This window comes from Mycobacterium stomatepiae, from assembly GCF_010731715.1.
Taxonomy (GTDB): Bacteria; Actinomycetota; Actinomycetes; order Mycobacteriales; family Mycobacteriaceae; genus Mycobacterium; species Mycobacterium stomatepiae.
The window spans coordinates 2,907,575-2,923,488 of sequence record NZ_AP022587.1 but is presented as its reverse complement, the minus strand read 5'-3'; the positions used below and the strand labels follow the sequence as shown (position 1 = coordinate 2,923,488).

Here is a 15,914-nt window from a genome sequence, read left to right as displayed (position 1 = left end):
AACTCACCCTACGGGCGCCGATCGGTACGCTGCAGAGCATGTTCGCCTTCCTGCCCTCTCTGCCTGGTATCGACGACGTGCGCGCCCTGGCCGGCCGTGTCGACACGGCTCGACACCACGGCGTCCCCAATGGCTGCGTGCTCGAATTCGATCTGCGCTCGCTGCCGCCTGAGACGGCGGGCTTCGACCCGATGGCGCTCGTCACCGGGGCGCAGCGGCCGATAACGCTGCGCCAGGCGGTCGCCGCGATCCACCGCGCCACCGAGGATCCCCGGGTCGCCGGCCTGATCTCCCGGGTGCAGCTCGCGGCCGCACCGCCGGCGGTGGTCCAGGAGCTGCGCGAGGCGATCGCTGCGTTCAGCGCGGTGAAGCCATCGCTGGCCTGGGCCGAGACCTACCCGGGCACGCTGTCCTACTACCTGGCGTCGGCGTTCAGCGAGGTCTGGATGCAGCCCTCGGGCACTGTCGGGCTGATCGGATTCGCGAGCAACGCGACCTTCCTGCGCACCGCGCTGGACAAGGCGGGAATCGGCGCCGAGTTCGTCGCCAGGGGCGAATATAAGTCGGCGGCAAACGTTTTCACCGAAGAGGGTTTTACCGAGGCTCATCGCGAAGCGGTAACCCGGATGCTGGAAAGCCTGCAGGATCAGGTGTGGCGCGCGATCGCGGAGTCTCGCAGGATCGACTCCGCCGCGCTCGACGCGCTGGCCGACCGTGCTCCGCTGCTGCGCGACGACGCCGTGTCCTCCGGCCTAGTCGACCGCATCGGCTTCCGCGATCAAGCTCACGCGCGGATCGCGGAACTAGTTGGCGTGGAAGGTGTTTCGTCTGACAAAGACGACGCCGAGACCGATCCCGAGAAGCTGGCGCCGCGGCTCAACCTGACCCGCTATGCTGCCGCGTCCCGGTCGCGGCTGGTGCCACCGACGCCACCGATTCCCGGCCGCCGACCCAAGCCCACCTTCGCCGTGATCACGCTGCAGGGTCCGATCGTCAACGGCCGCGGCGGGCCGCAATTCCTGCCGTTCGGCAACTCGAGCGTGGGCGGTGACACGATCGCGGCGGCGCTGCGTGAGGCGGCCGGCGACGATTCGGTGTCGGCGATCGTGCTGCGGATCGACAGCCCCGGCGGCTCGGTCACCGCGTCGGAGACCATCTGGCGCGAGGTGGCGCGGGCCCGCGAACGCGGCAAACCGGTGGTGGCATCGATGGGCTCGGTGGCCGCGTCCGGTGGCTACTACGCCGCGATGGCCGCCGACGTGATCGTGGCCAACGCGACCACGATCACCGGTTCGATCGGTGTGATCACCGGAAAGCTGGTGTTCCGCGATCTCAAGGAGCGCTTCGGAGTCGTCTCGGATGCGGTGCGCACCAACGCCAATGCCGACGCGTGGTCGACCGATGTGCCCTTCACGGCGCAGCAGCGCGCCGATCGGGAGGCCGAGGCGGACCTGATCTACGCCGACTTCGTGCAGCGCGTCGCCGAGGGTCGCAACCTCAGTACCGAGGCCGTCAACGCCGTTGCCCAGGGGCGGGTGTGGACCGGCGCCGACGCCCTCGAGCGTGGCCTGGTCGACGAGCTCGGGGGCCTGCGCACCGCGGTGCGCCGCGCCAAGGTCCTGGCCGGTCTGGACGAGGACGCCGAGGTCCGGGTCGTCGGCTTCCCGGGATCCTCGCTGCTTCAGCTGGTGCGCCCCCGGGCATCCTCGCAACCGGCCGCCGCGTCGCTGCCGGACGCGGTGGGCGCGTTGCTCGGGCGTACGGTCGCCGCGATCGTGGAGAACCTCGAGCAGGCGGTCAACGGTGCCAGCGTGCTGTGGCTGGGGGAGTCGCGCTTCTAGCCGGCCAGCCGGCCGCTGATGAAGATGATCTCGCCGAGCGGGTCGTCGTTTTCCGGCGGGGGGACTTCCAGGCCGTTGCGGCCGAACAATTCGGTTCGCGTGACGCCCTCGACGCTCCAGCCCAAGGTGTGAAGATAGTCGACGACGTGGTTGCGCTGCCCGGCGTACACCAGCGACGCCATGTCGATGTCGACGCCGTGCTCCCGGAACGAGCCCGACATCTCCCGTACCCGATCGGCGTCGAAATCGACTATGCCCGGCACGAATTCGGTGGCGATCGTGCTGCCCGGCGCGGACAGTGCGGTGATGTTGTCGAACAGCCGGTCCTGGGCCTCCGGTGGCAGGTAGATCAACAGCCCCTCGGCCAACCACGCGGTCGGCGTGCTGGTGTCGAACCCGGCGGCTCGTAGTGCCGCCGGCCAGTCCTGGCGCAGATCGATCGGAACGGTGTGCCGGGTTGCGGTGGGTTGTGCCCCGATGTCGGCCAAAGTGCTTGTCTTGAAATCGATTACCTGCGGCTGGTCGATTTCGTACACCACCGTCTCGGCGGGCCACGGCAACCGGTAGGCGCGCGCGTCCAACCCGGACGCGAGGATCACCACCTGGCGTACACCGGCGGCGGTGGCGTCCGAGAAGTAGTCGTCGAAATACCTGGTGCGCACCGCCATTCCGTCGACCATCGACTGCATGCGGACCGGGGTGGCGTTCTCGATGGCCGACAGGTCGAGCTCGCCGTCAATCATCTTGGTGAAGAAATCCACCCCGACCGCGCGCACGAGTGGTTCGGCGAACGGATCGTTGATCAAAGCGCGCGGATCCTTGGTCGCCATGGCGCGCCCGGTCGCGACCATGGTCGCGGTCGCGCCAACGCTGGACGCCAGATCCCAATTATCGTCGTGTGCGCGAGGCATGGGGAGGACTTTAGCCCGGCGACGATGTGCGCCGTAAGGCGCGCTGGGGAATCGGGCAATCGACGGTAGCCAAGCCCTATTTCAGAGTCGCGGCGACATAGCTCATGTCACCGAAGACGGCCGTCATCTCGTCCGACGGGAACTCAAACCCGTTGCGGGCATACAGCTCCTTGGCGGAATGCGCCGTGACCTGCCAGCCATGCGTGGTCAGATACTCCACCACGACACTGCGTTCACCCGGGTAGAACAGATCGGCCGCGTTGAGGTTGAACCCGAAGCTGCGCCACCGGTCGCTGATCTGCTGCAAGCGCTCGTCGGTGAACGCGTTGGGATCGGGCACATGCTCGGTGGCAAGGCGGCTGCCCGGCGCGCTCAGAGCGGTGATGTGGTCGAACAGCCGGTCTTGAGCTTCCGGCGGCAGGTACGGCAGCAGGCCTTCCGCACTCCACGCGGTCGGCTGGGTGGCGTCGAAGCCGGCCGCCCGCAGGTCCGCGGGCCAGTCGTCGCGCAGGTCGATCGCGACCGTGCGCCGCTCGGCGCTCGGAGCGGCGCCAAGGCCGGCCAGCGTGTCGGTTTTGAACGCGATGACTTGCGGCTGGTCGATCTCGTACACCACGGTGCCCGCCGGCCATGGCAAACGATAGGCCCTGGTGTCCAGGCCGGACGCCAGGATCACCGCCTGTCGCACACCGTCTTCGGTTGCGGCGGTGAAGAAGTCGTCGAAAAACCTGGTCCTCACCGTCATCTGATGAATCCGCGCCTGACGGTTGAGCAGCGCGTCGTCCTCGAAATTGATCTCCCCGTCGATGACACGGACGAACACATCCAGCCCCACGGCCCGCACCAGCGGATCGGCGTAGGGATCGTCAAGGAGCGCGTCGGGTCCCTGCGACGCCACGGCGCGGGAGGCGGCGACCATCGTGGCCGTCGCTCCCACGCTGTTGGCAAGGTCCCAGCTGTCGCCGTCGGTGCGCCCCGTCTCGGCTGTCATTTCTTCTCCAGGGTTCCGCTGGTGTAGAGCATTTCACCCATCCGCATGTCGTCGTCCTTGAGCGGGGCAAAGCCGTTGTCCGCCAACAACTCCTGAATGCTCTTGCCGGCCAGGTTCCAGCCGCGGTCGGCGAGGTATCCGACCGCTTCGTTGCGGTCGCCGAGGTAGACCAGGCCGGCCATGTCGAGATCGAAGCCGTGGGCGCGCCAGCGCTCGGCGATGGTCTGCATACGCTCCCGCAGCTTGTCCTGTTCACCCGGCTCGGGGTTCGGCGCGCTCTCGATGGCCACCCGGCTGCCCGGCGCGCTCAGTGCGGTGATGGTGTCCAGCAGCCGATCCTGGGCGTCCGGCGGCAGGTAGCCGAGCAGGCCCTCGGCGCTCCACGCCGCGGGCTGTGCCGGGTCGAAGCCGGCGGTGCGCAGCGCGGTGGGCCAGTCGTCACGCAGATCGATGGCCACCACCCGCCGGTCGGCGGTCGGCGCGGCTCCCAGGTTGGCCAGGGCCCTGGTTTTGAATTCGATCACCTGCGGCTGGTCGACCTCGTAGACGACGGTGCCGGCGGGCCACGCCAACCGGTAGGCACGGGAATCGAGCCCCGACGCCAGGATCACAACCTGCTTGATACCCGCCGTCGTGGCGTCGGTGAAGAACTCGTCGAAGAACTTGGTGCGCACGGCCATGTTGTCGGCCATGCGCGACATCGCCCCGGCCGATCCGGTGGCCCCGTCGTGCACGTCGTTCAGCTCGGCGGGGTCGAGTTCGCCGGTGGCCAGCCGGGAGAGTAGGTCGACACCGACGGCCTTGACCAGCGGTTCGGCGAACGGGTCGTTGATCAGTGGGCGCTCGGCCCGGGTCGCGATCGCCCGTGCGGCCGCGACCATCGTGGCCGTTACCCCGACGCTGGACGCCAGGTCCCAGGTATCGCCCTCGTATCTGGTGGAAGTCATTGGGTGCCCCTTCTATCGTATGTATTTAGCTTACCTTCGTTAATGCTTAGCCGATATAACAAGCTTTCCCGCTGTACGCTTCTCGCGATTCGGGGCAACCTTGACGGATGGCGAACGCAACGCCGACGCCATATGTGTTGACCAACCACCTGATGCCGCCATCGCCATGATGGAATCCGCGTCGTGCCTGGAAGGATCCGAACATCGCGCGTTCGGAGGCGACGCGGACATTGCAGGCCGGCGTGAGTTCGGGGCCACCGGTCAGCGCCCACCCGTTGACGGCGGCGACGGTCTCGCCAGGTCCGCGCCCGCACAGAAGGCGTCACCGACACCGGTCAATATCGCGACATCCGCGTCGTCGTTGTCCCGGAAGCGGCAGGGCTCCTAGTGCATATCCGGGGTGACGGCGTTCTTCAGCTGTGGTCGGTTGAGCGTGACCTAGGCGATTCTGTCCCGTTCGTACCCGATCTCGATCATCGGTCAATCTTGCGCATAGTCGGGCCGGGTGGCCTGATAGAAGCTGAGTTGACCGACGATCCGTTGCGGCTTGGTGGCGAGTTCGATGCAGTCGAACCCCGCCGCGCGCAGCAGCTTGGGCACCGCGTCCCCTAGGTTGCCGGCCGCGTGATGGTTGTGCCGGATGAGCCGTGCCGACAAGCCACCGCTGGTCGTGTCGCCGCTGATGTCGACCAGGTGCAGTCTCCCACCGGGACGCAACACACGAAATATTTCCGCCGCGGCGCGCGGCTTTGCGTCGTCGTTGACGTGATGCAGCATCATCGATGACAGAACCCGGTCGAATTCGCCGTCGGCGTAGGGCAGCCGTTCGGCATAGCCTTGATCGAAGCGAATCCCGGTCAACCGGTTGGCCTTTCGTTTTGCGACCGCCAAGATTCGCGGGTCCGGGTCACAGCCGGTTACGTCCGCGCAAGGGTGGGTCCGCTTGACGTGGATCGCGAGATTTCCTGTACCACAGCCTATTTCCAATACACGCTGACCGTCGGAGATATCCGCCTGGCTGACCAGCTTTCGATAGACGCTGCCGAGGCCCATCAGCCGGGCGATCAAGTCGTACGCCGGCAGAAAGGCGGCATGACCGGTCGCGGGAAGGTAGTCATGTGGATGATGTTTTGTCATATCACTCATTGTGGGCCGGTGGCCCCGTAAAGAATTGGGTAATCCTCGTCAAAAGTTGGACTATATTCTGCAGTATGAGGCAGGCGCCCCGACTGGCCGGCCACCGCGGCGGTGTGCCGATCTACCAATATCGGAACGAACCGGACATGTCTCCAGTGTCGCTGCATCGTCAGATGGGCGAGCTTGGCGAGCGGGGCCGCCACATTCACGACTTCCCGGCGCTGTGGTATCTCCCCGCTGCCGGCCTGGTGTATGTGGCTGCCGCGGGCGAGGTGCTGGATCCCGGGCAGCTGGTAGATCTGGATGCCGGTGTCGCGGTGTTCTTCGATCCCGCCGCGCTCGGCGAGGATGCACGCTCGCCATGGCCGGCCTGGCGGTGCCGCCCGCTGCTCTTTCCGTTCCTGCACGGATATTCCGGTGGGGTGTTGCGGCTGGAGATACCCGAGGACCGACGGCCCATGTGGGACAACGCGATCCAATCGATCGAAACCGAACTCACCACCCGGCAGGAGGGCCATCGGCAGGCAGCCCTGGCGCACCTGACGCTGCTGCTGATCGAGCTCGTGCGCCTAGCCCGCGACGTGGTGGCTGGCCTGCGGCGCAGCGGTGAACCGCTGCTGGCCGACGTGTTCGCGGTGATCGACCGACGACACGGTGAACCGCTGTCGCTGCGCGACGTCGCCGGTGAGGTCGGCTTGACGCCGGGGCACTTGACCACCGTCGTACGCCGCCGCACCGGACGCACAGTGCAGGAGTGGATCATCGAACGCCGAATGGCCGAAGCGCGCACCTTGCTGGAGGAAACAGATCTCCCGATCGCCGAGATCGCGCGACGGGTCGGGGTTTTCGATCCCGGCTACTTCACCCGGTTGTTCAGCCGGGAACACGGCATGACGCCGCGCGACTGGCGGGGGAGCCGACTCCGTCAGAGCTGGTAGCACGCACAGCGTGCTTCCCGGCCGGGAACTCAGCGTGACGTCTTGGCCAATGCCGACGTTGTGAGAAGAGCGGCTGTGAACCTCTGGCAGAGTGCCAATTGTGGCACACAGCTGTTTGGTCGGCCTTGACGTCGGTACGAGTGCTGTCAAGGCGATACTGATCGATACCGACGGCAACCGGCTGGCTGATTGCACATACCCACTGGCGTTGTCGCGACCCTCGGCGGGCCACGTGGAGCAGGATCCAGCCGCTTGGATTGACGGGGTGCTGACCGCGCTGACGGAATTTGAGTTCGAGCAAGACCTTTCCGGACTCGTCGGAATCGGCATCACATCGCAAGTGAACACGCATGTATTCGTCGGACCAGAGGGCGAGACTCTGATGCCCGCTATCACGTGGCAAGACACCCGCTGCGCATCCGACGCTGCGGTGCTCGCGGCGCAAGTCGACGCCGAGCAGCAACAAGCATGGTTCGGTACGCCGGCTCCGATCGACGCGAGTCACGCGTTGGCTCGGTTGGCGTATGTCGCGCGCATGTACCCCGAGGTCTACGCGAAGACTCGACATGTCCTGCTGCCGAAGGACTATTGCGTAATGCGGCTGACCGGGGCGGTGTTCTCCGACACGATCTCAGCGGTCCGCCTGGCCGGCAGGCAAGGCTACGTAAACCAGTTGCTCGACCTGGCGCCGCGAGCGCAGGAGTTGCTGCCGTCGTTGCGAGGCTTTCATCATGTGGCAGGACGGGTGCGCGAAGGGATGCCTTGTGCCGGAACGCCGGTAGTTGTAGGTGCTATGGACGCGTGGGCCGGTATGTATGGTTCCGGCGTGCTGCGCGACGGTGACGCGATGTATCAAAGCGGCACGAGCGAGATCTTGGGTATCATCTTGCCGACCGTCAACCCCACGCGAGGCGTGGTCGTGTTCCCCTCGTATGACAACGTCGTACTCCACGCAGCGCCTACCCAATCCGGAGGGGCCGCACTGCAATGGGTTTCGGAGTTACTCGGCAGGACGCCCGCTCAGTTGTCGGTGCTGGCGGCAGGAACTAAGCCGGGACCGTCCGTGCCGTTGTTTCTGCCGCACTTGGAGGGTGAGCGTGCGCCGATCTGGGATGCCGGCTCGAAGGGCGCGTTCGCGGGCATCGGTTCCCAGGCAGGAGCCGCCGAGATGGCGCGCAGCGTGATGGAAGGGGTGGCCTTCTCGGCGCGGTGGGCTTTCCAAGCGTTGCAGCGGTCGGCGAATCTTGATGTATCGCAGGCAAATATAAGCGGTGGCGGTTCTCGATCAGATACCTGGTGTCAGATCCGCGCCGATGTTCTCGGCTTTCCGCTTCGGCGCAGTGCGGTGGCGAACGCCGCGGTTCTCGGTGCAGCCCTGCTGGCGGGTGTGGGCACCCAAACGGTTCGCTGCATGAGTGACGCCGTGCGACGGCTTGTCCGGTTCGACCGCATTTTCGAGCCGCAAATTGCCCATCGTGAGTATTACGACGAAAAGTTCGCGGGCTTTCAGGAGCTCTACTACGCGCTGCGCGACATTCGCAAACGAACTGCGGCAGAGACGTTCTCGGACATGGTCGACCAGACCCCTAGACCAATGCGCCCTGAGATCCGATGATCGGCAGATCGATCGGGGTGATGACGCCCGGCGGCGCCTCGCAGAGGAAGGGTATGGCGTTGACCGCCGCGATGGCGGTGCTGTCCATCAGGACGGTCATGGCGTCCTGACCCGGATGGCCGAATCGGATCGTCGCGTCGACGTACGGTTCGCCGTCGATCACCACGCTGAAACCCTCGGGGTCTTCCCATTGCGGATCGAGCGCGTCGCTGCTCATCGTCCAACAGATCGCCAGCTCGATCACCGGACGGCCGTTGCGGTGCCCGCGGTAGCTGCGGCGCTGACCTCCGGTCGTGCCGGCGGCGTAGTCCGTCCAGCCCAGGTGCACATCTCGGGTCAGAATCGCGTTCTCGACGAATGCGTCCGTCGAGTCCAGCTCGACGCCGAGCATGCCTGCGATCATGTCGAGCGTCTCGAAGTATCCGAGGCCATACTTTTGGATCTGCGGGTCAATCGATTTCACCCGTTCCCGCGGGGACTTGCCGAATCCGAGCACCTTCCATACGTCTTGGACGGGATAGGTGGTGCAGTCCAACGTCTCAACAAGCTTGACGCTGTGTACTTTTCGGCACGCGCCGGTGAGGAAGCCGGCGACGACATTGATGAAACCCGGCTCGAATCCCGTTCCTAGGAAGGTCGCACCGCCATGGTGCGCCGCGGCCTCGAGTGCCGCGTGTTCCGCCGGGTGATGGGAACCGGTCAGGAAGTCTCCCGTGGTCACCACGTTGATGCCGCTGCGCAGGAGCCGGGCCACCAGTTCGAAGTCGATGGCGCGCGGCATGTAGCTCACGCAATCCGGTGCCAGCGCGATCACTGCGTCGACATCGTCGGTCGCGGTTACACCGATCGGGGGACGCTCGGCGAGAAGTCCTGCGTCACAACCCACTTTGTCCGACCCGAAGGCGTGGACGCCGACGACGTCGAAATCGCGGCGGTCGATCAGGGCGCCCAAGGCTCGCTTGCCGATGTTGCCGGTCGACCATTGCACCATCCGATAAGTCATAGCGGTTCGATGTCCAGCCATTCGTCGACCTCGAATTGATCGGCGACGGCGCGGATCGACGCGCCCCCGTGGCCGGGGTAGTGCGCCGGGATCACGGTCGCGTGTGTTTGCGCGGCCTCGGTGAAGATCCGGTGCCGGGTGGCCGCGGCGGCGGTGGCATCCACGTCGAAGGCGCACGGGTCGGCGGGACGGCGCACTTGCAGCGGGCTGTGCGTGATGTCGCCGACGAACACCGCGGGCACCCCCGCGTCCAGCCACAGCACCGAGGAGCCGGGCGTGTGTCCCGCGGCGGGCCGCAGGCGCAGTGACGGGCTGATCTGATGGTCGTCGGACCATTGGACGAGCTGGCCCGCGTCGTCGATCGGCAACACGCTGTCGGCGAACACCAGCTGATCGCCGTGCTGCGCGGTGGCCTCCTGCTCGGTGCGCGGCGATCGCCGCGCTGCCGGTCCGTCGGGCGCGAAGTAGCGGTAATCGGCCGCGGGCGCGAGATATCGGGCGTTGGGGAACGTCGGGACCCAGGTGTCCCGGGAGCTACTGTCGAGCATCGTGTTCCATCCGACGTGGTCGGAATGGATGTGGGTGTTGATCACCACGTCCACCGCGCCGCGATCGATTCCGGCCGAGTCCCACGCGGTGAGGAAGCCGGTCTTCAGCCCATCCAGCGGCGGCATGTGCGGGCGCTGTCGGTCGTTGCCGACGCCGGTGTCCACCACGACGGTCAGCCCGTCGACCTCGACCACCCAGCTTTGCACCGCGATACGCCATTTCTCGGTGTCGGGATCGAAGAAGTCCGGCACCAGCAGGTCGGCGTTGTCGTGCCATCCGTCCGGCGGGGTTTTCGCGAAAGACTTTGTCCCCAGCTCGAACTGAAATTCCACGATCCGCGTCACGCAGGCGCGGCCCAGCTGTACCCGGCTCATAGTGGATTGGCGCGCAGGTAGCCGTAAACGCCGGCGAAGTTGCGGTTCACGTCTTCGGGTATCGGCACCGGGCCGCCGAGAGCCCTTGCCCCCCAGACAATCTGAGCGGTGCGCTCGACGAGCGCAGTGATGTGCAGGACCTTGTCCGGGCGGGGGCCCACCGCGACCAGGCCGTGGTTGGCGATCAGGGCCGCGCCGCGACCTTCCAGTGCCTTGACCGCGTTGGCCCCGACGTCGGGGGTGCCGGATGCGGCGTAGTCGGCGCAGCGCACGTCGCCGCCGACGTAGACCGCGAATTCGTCGATGCAGGCCGGAATCGGCTGGTGTGCGATCGCGAACATCGTCGCCCACACGGGATGACTGTGAATAACGCTGCCGATGTCGTCGAACGCCTGATACGCCGCCAGGTGCAGGTGCATCTCCGACGACGGCGCCCGGCCCTGCTTGGCGTGCTGCACGGCGCCGTCGGGATCGATCAGCACCAGGTCGTCGAGCTGCATGTCGCGATAGTCGACCGAGGAGGGAGTGATGACGACGTTGCCGTCGGACCGTCGCGCCGAGATGTTGCCGGCGGTTCCCTCGACGAGCCCGCGCCGCAGCATGTCTTTGGCCGCTTCCAGCACCGCGGTTTCCGGGTTGTCCACGAACTTCATGACCCCAGCACCTCCGGGTTGACGATATGAGCTGGCGTGTTGCCGGATAGCAACGCTTCCAGATCGTCGGCCACCATCTTTGCCTGCCGTGCCTCAGTGTCCCAGGTCGCCCCGCCGATGTGCGGGGTCAGCACGACGTTGGGCATGCTCGCCAACGGATGATCCGTGGCAAGCCATTCGCCCACGAAGTGGTCCAGTCCCGCCGCGGCCACCTTGCCGCTGCGCAGCGCGTCGACGAGTGCGTCGGTGTCGTGCAGTTGCGCGCGGGCGGTGTTCAGGAAAACCACGCCGTCGCGCATGGCGGCGAATTGGCTCGCGCCGATCATCCCCGCGGTGTCGTCGGTGACCGGTGCGTGCAGCGAGATGACGTCGGCCTCGGTGAGCAGTTCGTCGAGGCTGTGCTGGGCTTCGTCGTGATACGGGTCGTGGGCGATGACCCGCATGCCCAGCCCCGTCAGCCGCCACCGCACGGCCCGGCCGATGGCGCCCAGCCCCACCACCCCCGCGGTGCGCCCCGCGATCTCCCAACCCCGGAAGCGCTGATAGGGAATGCTGCCGTCGCGAAACATGTTGCCGCTGCGCACATCCGCGTCGGCGGTCAGCAGGTGGCGGGTGACGGCCAGCAGCAGCGCGACCGCCATCTCGGCAACCGCGTCGGCGTTGCGGGCCGGCGTGTTCAGCACCGGGATGCCCGCCGCGGTGGCTGCGGCGATGTCGACGTTGTTCGGGTCGCCGCGGGTCGAGGCCACGGCGATCAGGGCACGCGACCCTTGGTCGAACACCGGGCCACTAACAAAGTCGCTTTCCACCACGACGACGTCGGCGGCCTCGGCGCCGATCCGCTCGGCCAACTGCTCGGGGCTGTAGATCCGCAGCGGGGTTTGATCGATCCACGGGTCATACACCACGTCGGCGAGCTGACGGAGTTTGGCGAAGCCCGGACCGCGCAGCGGGGCCGTCACCAGGGCACGCGGTCTCGATGTCACGAGTGCCAATGCTGGCGTACGGTGACGCCCGTGTCACGTAACGGCGTCACGATCGGCATCGACATCGGGACCACGGCGGTCAAAGCGGTCGCCGCCGACGCCGACGGCCGCGTGACGGCGCGGGCGCGCATTCCGCATCAGGTGCGGGTGCCGACGCCCAACCGGCTCGAGCACGACGCCGACGAGGCGTGGCGGCGCGGCCCCCTGGCCGCCCTGGACCAGGTACGGCAACAGGTACCCGGCCCCGAGGCCCGCGCGGTAGCCGTTTCGGCGATGGTTCCCTCGCTGACCGCCGTCGACGCCGCCGGCCGGCCCGTCATGCCGGGCCTGCTCTACGGCGACGAACGCGGCCGGGTCGACGGCGATCAGCCGCTTCCCGCGCTGGGCGAAGCCGCCGAGTTCCTGCGCTGGATGGCGGCCGAAGCCTCCGAGGCGGCCGGGTATTGGCCGGCGCCGGCGGTGGCCAACCACGCGCTGGCGGGTGAGGCGGTGATCGACTTCGCCACCGCGGCCACGTCGTACCCCCTGTTCGACGGCACCGGCTGGAATGAGGCGGCATGCGCCGAACGCGGCGCCACCATCGCACAGCTGCCGCGGGTCGAGACGATCGGCGCCGTGGCCGGGCAGATACCCGGGACCCGCACCGTGCTGGCGACCGGCGCCGTCGACGCCCTGTGCGAGCAGATGGTGGCCGGCGCCGACCGCGACGGCGAGGTGCTGGTGATATGTGGCACCACGCTGATCGTGTGGGTGACGATTCCCGAGGCCCGTCAGGTGCCGGGGCTGTGGACCATTCCGCACACCAAGGCCCCCAAGAGCCAGATCGGTGGCGCCAGCAATCGGGTGGGCTCTTTCTGGGCTGGGTGGACCGCGTCATCGGACCCGCCGACCCCGCCGGCGATTTCCACGAGCTCGATCCGCGCCGGGTCCCGGTGTGGTCGCCCTACATTCGCGGGGAACGCACGCCGTTCCACGACCCGGACCGTCGGGCCGTGCTCGACGGCGCCGACCTCACCCACGGCCCCGCCGCGCTGCGCCGCGCCGCCTACGAGGCATCGGGCTTCGTCGTACGTCAGCTGATCGAGCTAAGCGGGGCCCCGGTGTCGCGCATCGTGGCCGCCGGCGGTGGGACCCGGCTTCAGCCATGGATACAGACGATCGCCGACGCCACCGGCCGGCCGGTGGAGGTTTCCGGAGTGGCCGAGGGCGCGGCGCTGGGCGCGGCGTTCCTGGGACGCATGGCAGCCGGGCTGGAGACGTCGATCGCCGACGCCGCGCGCTGGGCCCGCACCGAGCGCACCGTCGACCCCGATCCCGCCTGGGCGGCCGCGGTGCAGGACCGCTACGGGCGCTTCCTGGAGCTGGGGGACCGGCCGTCGCGGGCATCAGACTCGAGGATCTAGCGCGGTTCTTCGGTTGGCGTTCTAGTCTGGTGCAATGACTGACCAGGACCGCAAAGCCGCCCGCAGAGAGATAGCAGACGCCCTGTTGAAAGCTCTTGAACGCCGGCATGAAATAGCCGACGTGGTGGTGGAGTCGGAAAACAAGGAAGCCGCGGTCGAGGGAATCGTCACATTGCTCGACACCTCCCACCTCGCCGCCGAAGCGGTGATGGGTATGTGCTTCGAGCAGCTCACCATCGATTCGCGCCGCAAGATCCTCGCCGAACTCGAAGACCTGAACAAGCAGCTGAGCTTCACGCTCGGGGAGCGGCCGGCAAGCTCGGGGGAGAGCCTGGAGCTTCGGCCGTTCTCGGCCGCCGAGGACCGGGAGCTGTTCGCGATCCGCACCGAGGAGATCGGCGCCGCCGGCGACGGTTCCGGCGGGCCGGCCGGCGACCTCGACGACGAGATTCGCGCGGCGCTGCGCCGTGTCGACGACGAAGAGGCCGCCTGGTTCGTCGCAATCGATTCCGGCGAGAAGGTCGGGATGGTCTTCGGCGAGCTCGCCCACGGCGAAGTCAACGTGCGGATCTGGATTCACCCCGACCACCGCAAACGGGGCTACGGCACCGCCGTGCTGCGCAAGTCGCGCTCCGAGCTGGCGTGGTGTTTCCCCGCCGTGCCGTTGGTGGTTCGCGCGCCGGCGGCCAAACCGGGCTAAACCGGCTACTGCAAAACCGCAACCACCGAAATGTGGTTGTCCAGCGCCTTGTGGGCTTCGCCGGACGGGACGGGCAGCCCGGCCTCAGCGAACTGATCGGCGCGGGTGCGCACCGTGACCTGCCACCCGGCCGCGCTCAGGTAATCCGCGGCCGGCGTGCGCTCACCGTGATAGACGAGCGCCGACACGTCGGTATCGAAGCCGAATTGCCCCCAGCGCTTGGCCATCGCCTTGGCGCGCTTCTCGAGCAGTGGCATGCCGTCACGGTGGTACTCGGTCGCCAGCCGGCTGCCGGGTGCGCTCAGCGTGGTGATGGCGTCGAACAACCGATCCTGCGCCTCCGGAGGCAGGTACATCAGCAGGCCCTCGGCGCTCCATGCGGCGGGCTTTGCCTCGTCAAAACCGGCTTGGCGCAACGCGTTTAGCCAATCATCGCGCAGGTCGACGGCAACGGTCCGGCGCTCCGCGGTGGGTTCGGCACCCAATTGCGACAACGCGTTGGTCTTGAACTCGATGACCGCGGGCTGATCGATCTCGTAAACGACCGTGCCCGCGGGCCAGGCCAGCCGGTAGGGGCGCGAGTCCAGGCCGGAGGCCAGGATGACGACCTGGCGGATGCCCGCGGCGGTCGCGTCGGTGAAGAAGTCGTCGAAATAGCGGGTGCGCACGGCCATCATGTTGACCATCCGCTGCAGGTTGAATTCCGCGTCGGGGTCGGCTTCGGGGTCGAGACCGCCTGTCTCATCGGTAATTTCGCCGTCGAGCACTTTGATGAAGAAATCCGCACCCACCGCACGCACCAGCGGATCGGCGAATGGATCGTCGATCAGGGCGCCTGTTTGTTTGCCGGCAAGAGCCCGGCAAGCCGCGACCCAGGTCGCGGTCGCCCCCACGCTCGAAGCCAGGTCCCAGGTGTCTTGGTCGGTGCGGGTCATGTTCAGCCTCCTAGGGTCGCCGATAGGTATTTGATGTCGCCGAAGGCGACCATGGACGGTTCGGTGGGAAACTCAAAACCGTTCTGCGCGTACATCTCCGGCGTGCCGCGCACCGTCGTCTGCCAGCCGCGTTCGGCAAGGTACGTCGCCACGTCGTTGCGCTCACCGGTGTAGACCAGTTCGGACCAGTTGAGGTTCAGGCCCATCCGGCGCCAGCGTTCGCTCATCTCGCGACCCCGCTTCTCGACGCGGTCACGCATGTCCGGGACGTAGCCGGTGCCGATGCGGCTGCCGGGCGCCGACAGCGCGGTGATGTTGTCGAACAGCCGATCCTGGGCGTCCGGCGGCAGGTATCCGAGCAGTCCCTCGGCGATCCAGGCCGTCGGCTGGGTCGAGTCGAATCCGTTGCCGCGCAGCGCAGTTACCCAGTCGTCGCGCAGGTCGATCGCGACCGTGCGGCGATCGACGGTGGGGGCCGCCCCGAGATCGGCCAGCGTGCGGGTCTTGAACTCGATCACCTGCGGCTGATCGATCTCGAAGAGCACGGTGCCGTCCGGCCAGGGCAGCCGGTATGCGCGGGTGTCGAGCCCGGACGCGAGGATGACCGCCTGGCGCGCACCGGCCTCGGCGGCCTCGAGAAAGAAGGTGTCGAAATACCGGGTGCGCACAGCCATGCCCTCGCTAAGCCGCTGCGGGGTGAAAGCGGGATCTTCCTCGGGGGCTTCCACCTGGCCGTTCATCATCCGGATGAAGGCATCCACGCCGACGGCGTTGACCAGCGGCTCGGCGAAGGGATCGTCTATGAGCGGGTTGGGGCCCTTGGACGCCATGGCGCGGCGGGCGGCGACCGCGGTGGCGGTGGCGCCCACGCTGGAGGCCAAATCCCAGCTGTCCCCGTCGAATCGCTTGCTGTCGGTATTCGTCATACGAC

15 protein-coding genes and 1 pseudogene are annotated in these 15,914 nt (G+C 67.2%); 5 read left to right on the top strand and 11 right to left on the bottom strand.

All coding sequences use genetic code 11. The features are described from left to right. Positions 1 to 38: 38 nt before the first annotated feature. Positions 39 to 1,841, top strand: coding sequence for a signal peptide peptidase SppA (gene sppA / locus G6N54_RS13675; protein WP_163790608.1), 1,803 nt, complete (start codon positions 39 to 41; stop codon positions 1,839 to 1,841). Here sppA and G6N54_RS13670 read toward each other — a convergent pair. The 5 genes from G6N54_RS13670 to G6N54_RS13650 all read right to left on the bottom strand — a co-directional run bounded on the left by G6N54_RS13670 (position 1,838) and on the right by G6N54_RS13650 (position 5,827). Then, positions 1,838 to 2,752 (bottom strand): class I SAM-dependent methyltransferase, encoded by a 915-nt coding sequence (locus G6N54_RS13670; protein ID WP_179969204.1) that lies wholly within the window; start codon positions 2,750 to 2,752, stop codon positions 1,838 to 1,840. The genes sppA and G6N54_RS13670 overlap by 4 nt on opposite strands. A 76-nt stretch (positions 2,753 to 2,828) precedes the next feature. Then, complete coding sequence (locus G6N54_RS13665; RefSeq protein WP_163790607.1) at positions 2,829 to 3,743, bottom strand: class I SAM-dependent methyltransferase; 915 nt, start codon at positions 3,741 to 3,743, stop codon at positions 2,829 to 2,831. Further along, a complete protein-coding gene (locus G6N54_RS13660; RefSeq protein ID WP_163790606.1) occupies positions 3,740 to 4,690 on the bottom strand; it encodes a class I SAM-dependent methyltransferase in 951 nt (316 codons plus the stop codon). The genes G6N54_RS13665 and G6N54_RS13660 overlap by 4 nt, the downstream gene beginning before the upstream one ends. Positions 4,691 to 4,736: 46 nt before the next feature. Beyond that, positions 4,737 to 5,006, bottom strand: coding sequence for an enoyl-CoA hydratase-related protein (locus G6N54_RS30510; RefSeq protein ID WP_372513253.1), 270 nt, complete (start codon positions 5,004 to 5,006; stop codon positions 4,737 to 4,739). Positions 5,007 to 5,170: 164 nt separating this feature from the next. Then, a complete protein-coding gene (locus tag G6N54_RS13650; protein ID WP_372513252.1) occupies positions 5,171 to 5,827 on the bottom strand; it encodes a class I SAM-dependent methyltransferase in 657 nt (218 codons plus the stop codon). A 74-nt stretch (positions 5,828 to 5,901) separates the two neighbouring features. Here G6N54_RS13650 and G6N54_RS13645 point away from each other — a divergent pair, with 74 nt between their 5' ends. After that, positions 5,902 to 6,765 (top strand): helix-turn-helix transcriptional regulator, encoded by an 864-nt coding sequence (locus G6N54_RS13645; protein WP_163790604.1) that lies wholly within the window; start codon positions 5,902 to 5,904, stop codon positions 6,763 to 6,765. A gap of 91 nt (positions 6,766 to 6,856) precedes the next feature. Further along, a complete protein-coding gene (locus G6N54_RS13640; protein WP_308207237.1) occupies positions 6,857 to 8,380 on the top strand; it encodes a xylulokinase in 1,524 nt (507 codons plus the stop codon). Here the strand turns inward: G6N54_RS13640 and G6N54_RS13635 are convergent. From G6N54_RS13635 to G6N54_RS13620, 4 genes are read right to left on the bottom strand one after another with little or no spacing between them, the layout of a single operon-like run. Then, positions 8,352 to 9,383, bottom strand: coding sequence for an NAD(P)H-dependent amine dehydrogenase family protein (locus G6N54_RS13635; RefSeq protein WP_179969203.1), 1,032 nt, complete (start codon positions 9,381 to 9,383; stop codon positions 8,352 to 8,354). The genes G6N54_RS13640 and G6N54_RS13635 overlap by 29 nt on opposite strands. After that, positions 9,380 to 10,306, bottom strand: a complete 927-nt coding sequence (locus tag G6N54_RS13630; protein WP_163790601.1) for an MBL fold metallo-hydrolase — start codon at positions 10,304 to 10,306, stop codon at positions 9,380 to 9,382. The genes G6N54_RS13635 and G6N54_RS13630 overlap by 4 nt, the downstream gene beginning before the upstream one ends. Further along, positions 10,303 to 10,959, bottom strand: a complete 657-nt coding sequence (locus G6N54_RS13625; protein WP_163790600.1) for an L-fuculose-phosphate aldolase — start codon at positions 10,957 to 10,959, stop codon at positions 10,303 to 10,305. The genes G6N54_RS13630 and G6N54_RS13625 overlap by 4 nt, the downstream gene beginning before the upstream one ends. Then, positions 10,956 to 11,945, bottom strand: coding sequence for an NAD(P)-dependent oxidoreductase (locus G6N54_RS13620; RefSeq protein ID WP_163790599.1), 990 nt, complete (start codon positions 11,943 to 11,945; stop codon positions 10,956 to 10,958). The genes G6N54_RS13625 and G6N54_RS13620 overlap by 4 nt, the downstream gene beginning before the upstream one ends. A gap of 30 nt (positions 11,946 to 11,975) precedes the next feature. On the opposite strand from G6N54_RS13620, the pseudogene G6N54_RS13615 reads away from it, so the two are divergent. Further along, a pseudogene (locus G6N54_RS13615) lies at positions 11,976 to 13,348 on the top strand (xylulokinase). A gap of 34 nt (positions 13,349 to 13,382) precedes the next feature. Beyond that, positions 13,383 to 14,048, top strand: a complete 666-nt coding sequence (locus G6N54_RS13610) for a GNAT family N-acetyltransferase (protein WP_163790598.1) — start codon at positions 13,383 to 13,385, stop codon at positions 14,046 to 14,048. Between the two features lie 5 nt (positions 14,049 to 14,053). Here the strand turns inward: G6N54_RS13610 and G6N54_RS13605 are convergent, their stop codons facing one another. Together G6N54_RS13605 and G6N54_RS13600 are read right to left on the bottom strand one after the other, a co-directional pair. Further along, complete coding sequence (locus G6N54_RS13605) at positions 14,054 to 14,983, bottom strand: class I SAM-dependent methyltransferase (protein WP_163790597.1); 930 nt, start codon at positions 14,981 to 14,983, stop codon at positions 14,054 to 14,056. 2 nt (positions 14,984 to 14,985) lie between these two features. Further along, positions 14,986 to 15,909, bottom strand: a complete 924-nt coding sequence (locus tag G6N54_RS13600) for a class I SAM-dependent methyltransferase (protein ID WP_163790596.1) — start codon at positions 15,907 to 15,909, stop codon at positions 14,986 to 14,988. Between the last annotated feature and the right edge of the window lie 5 nt (positions 15,910 to 15,914).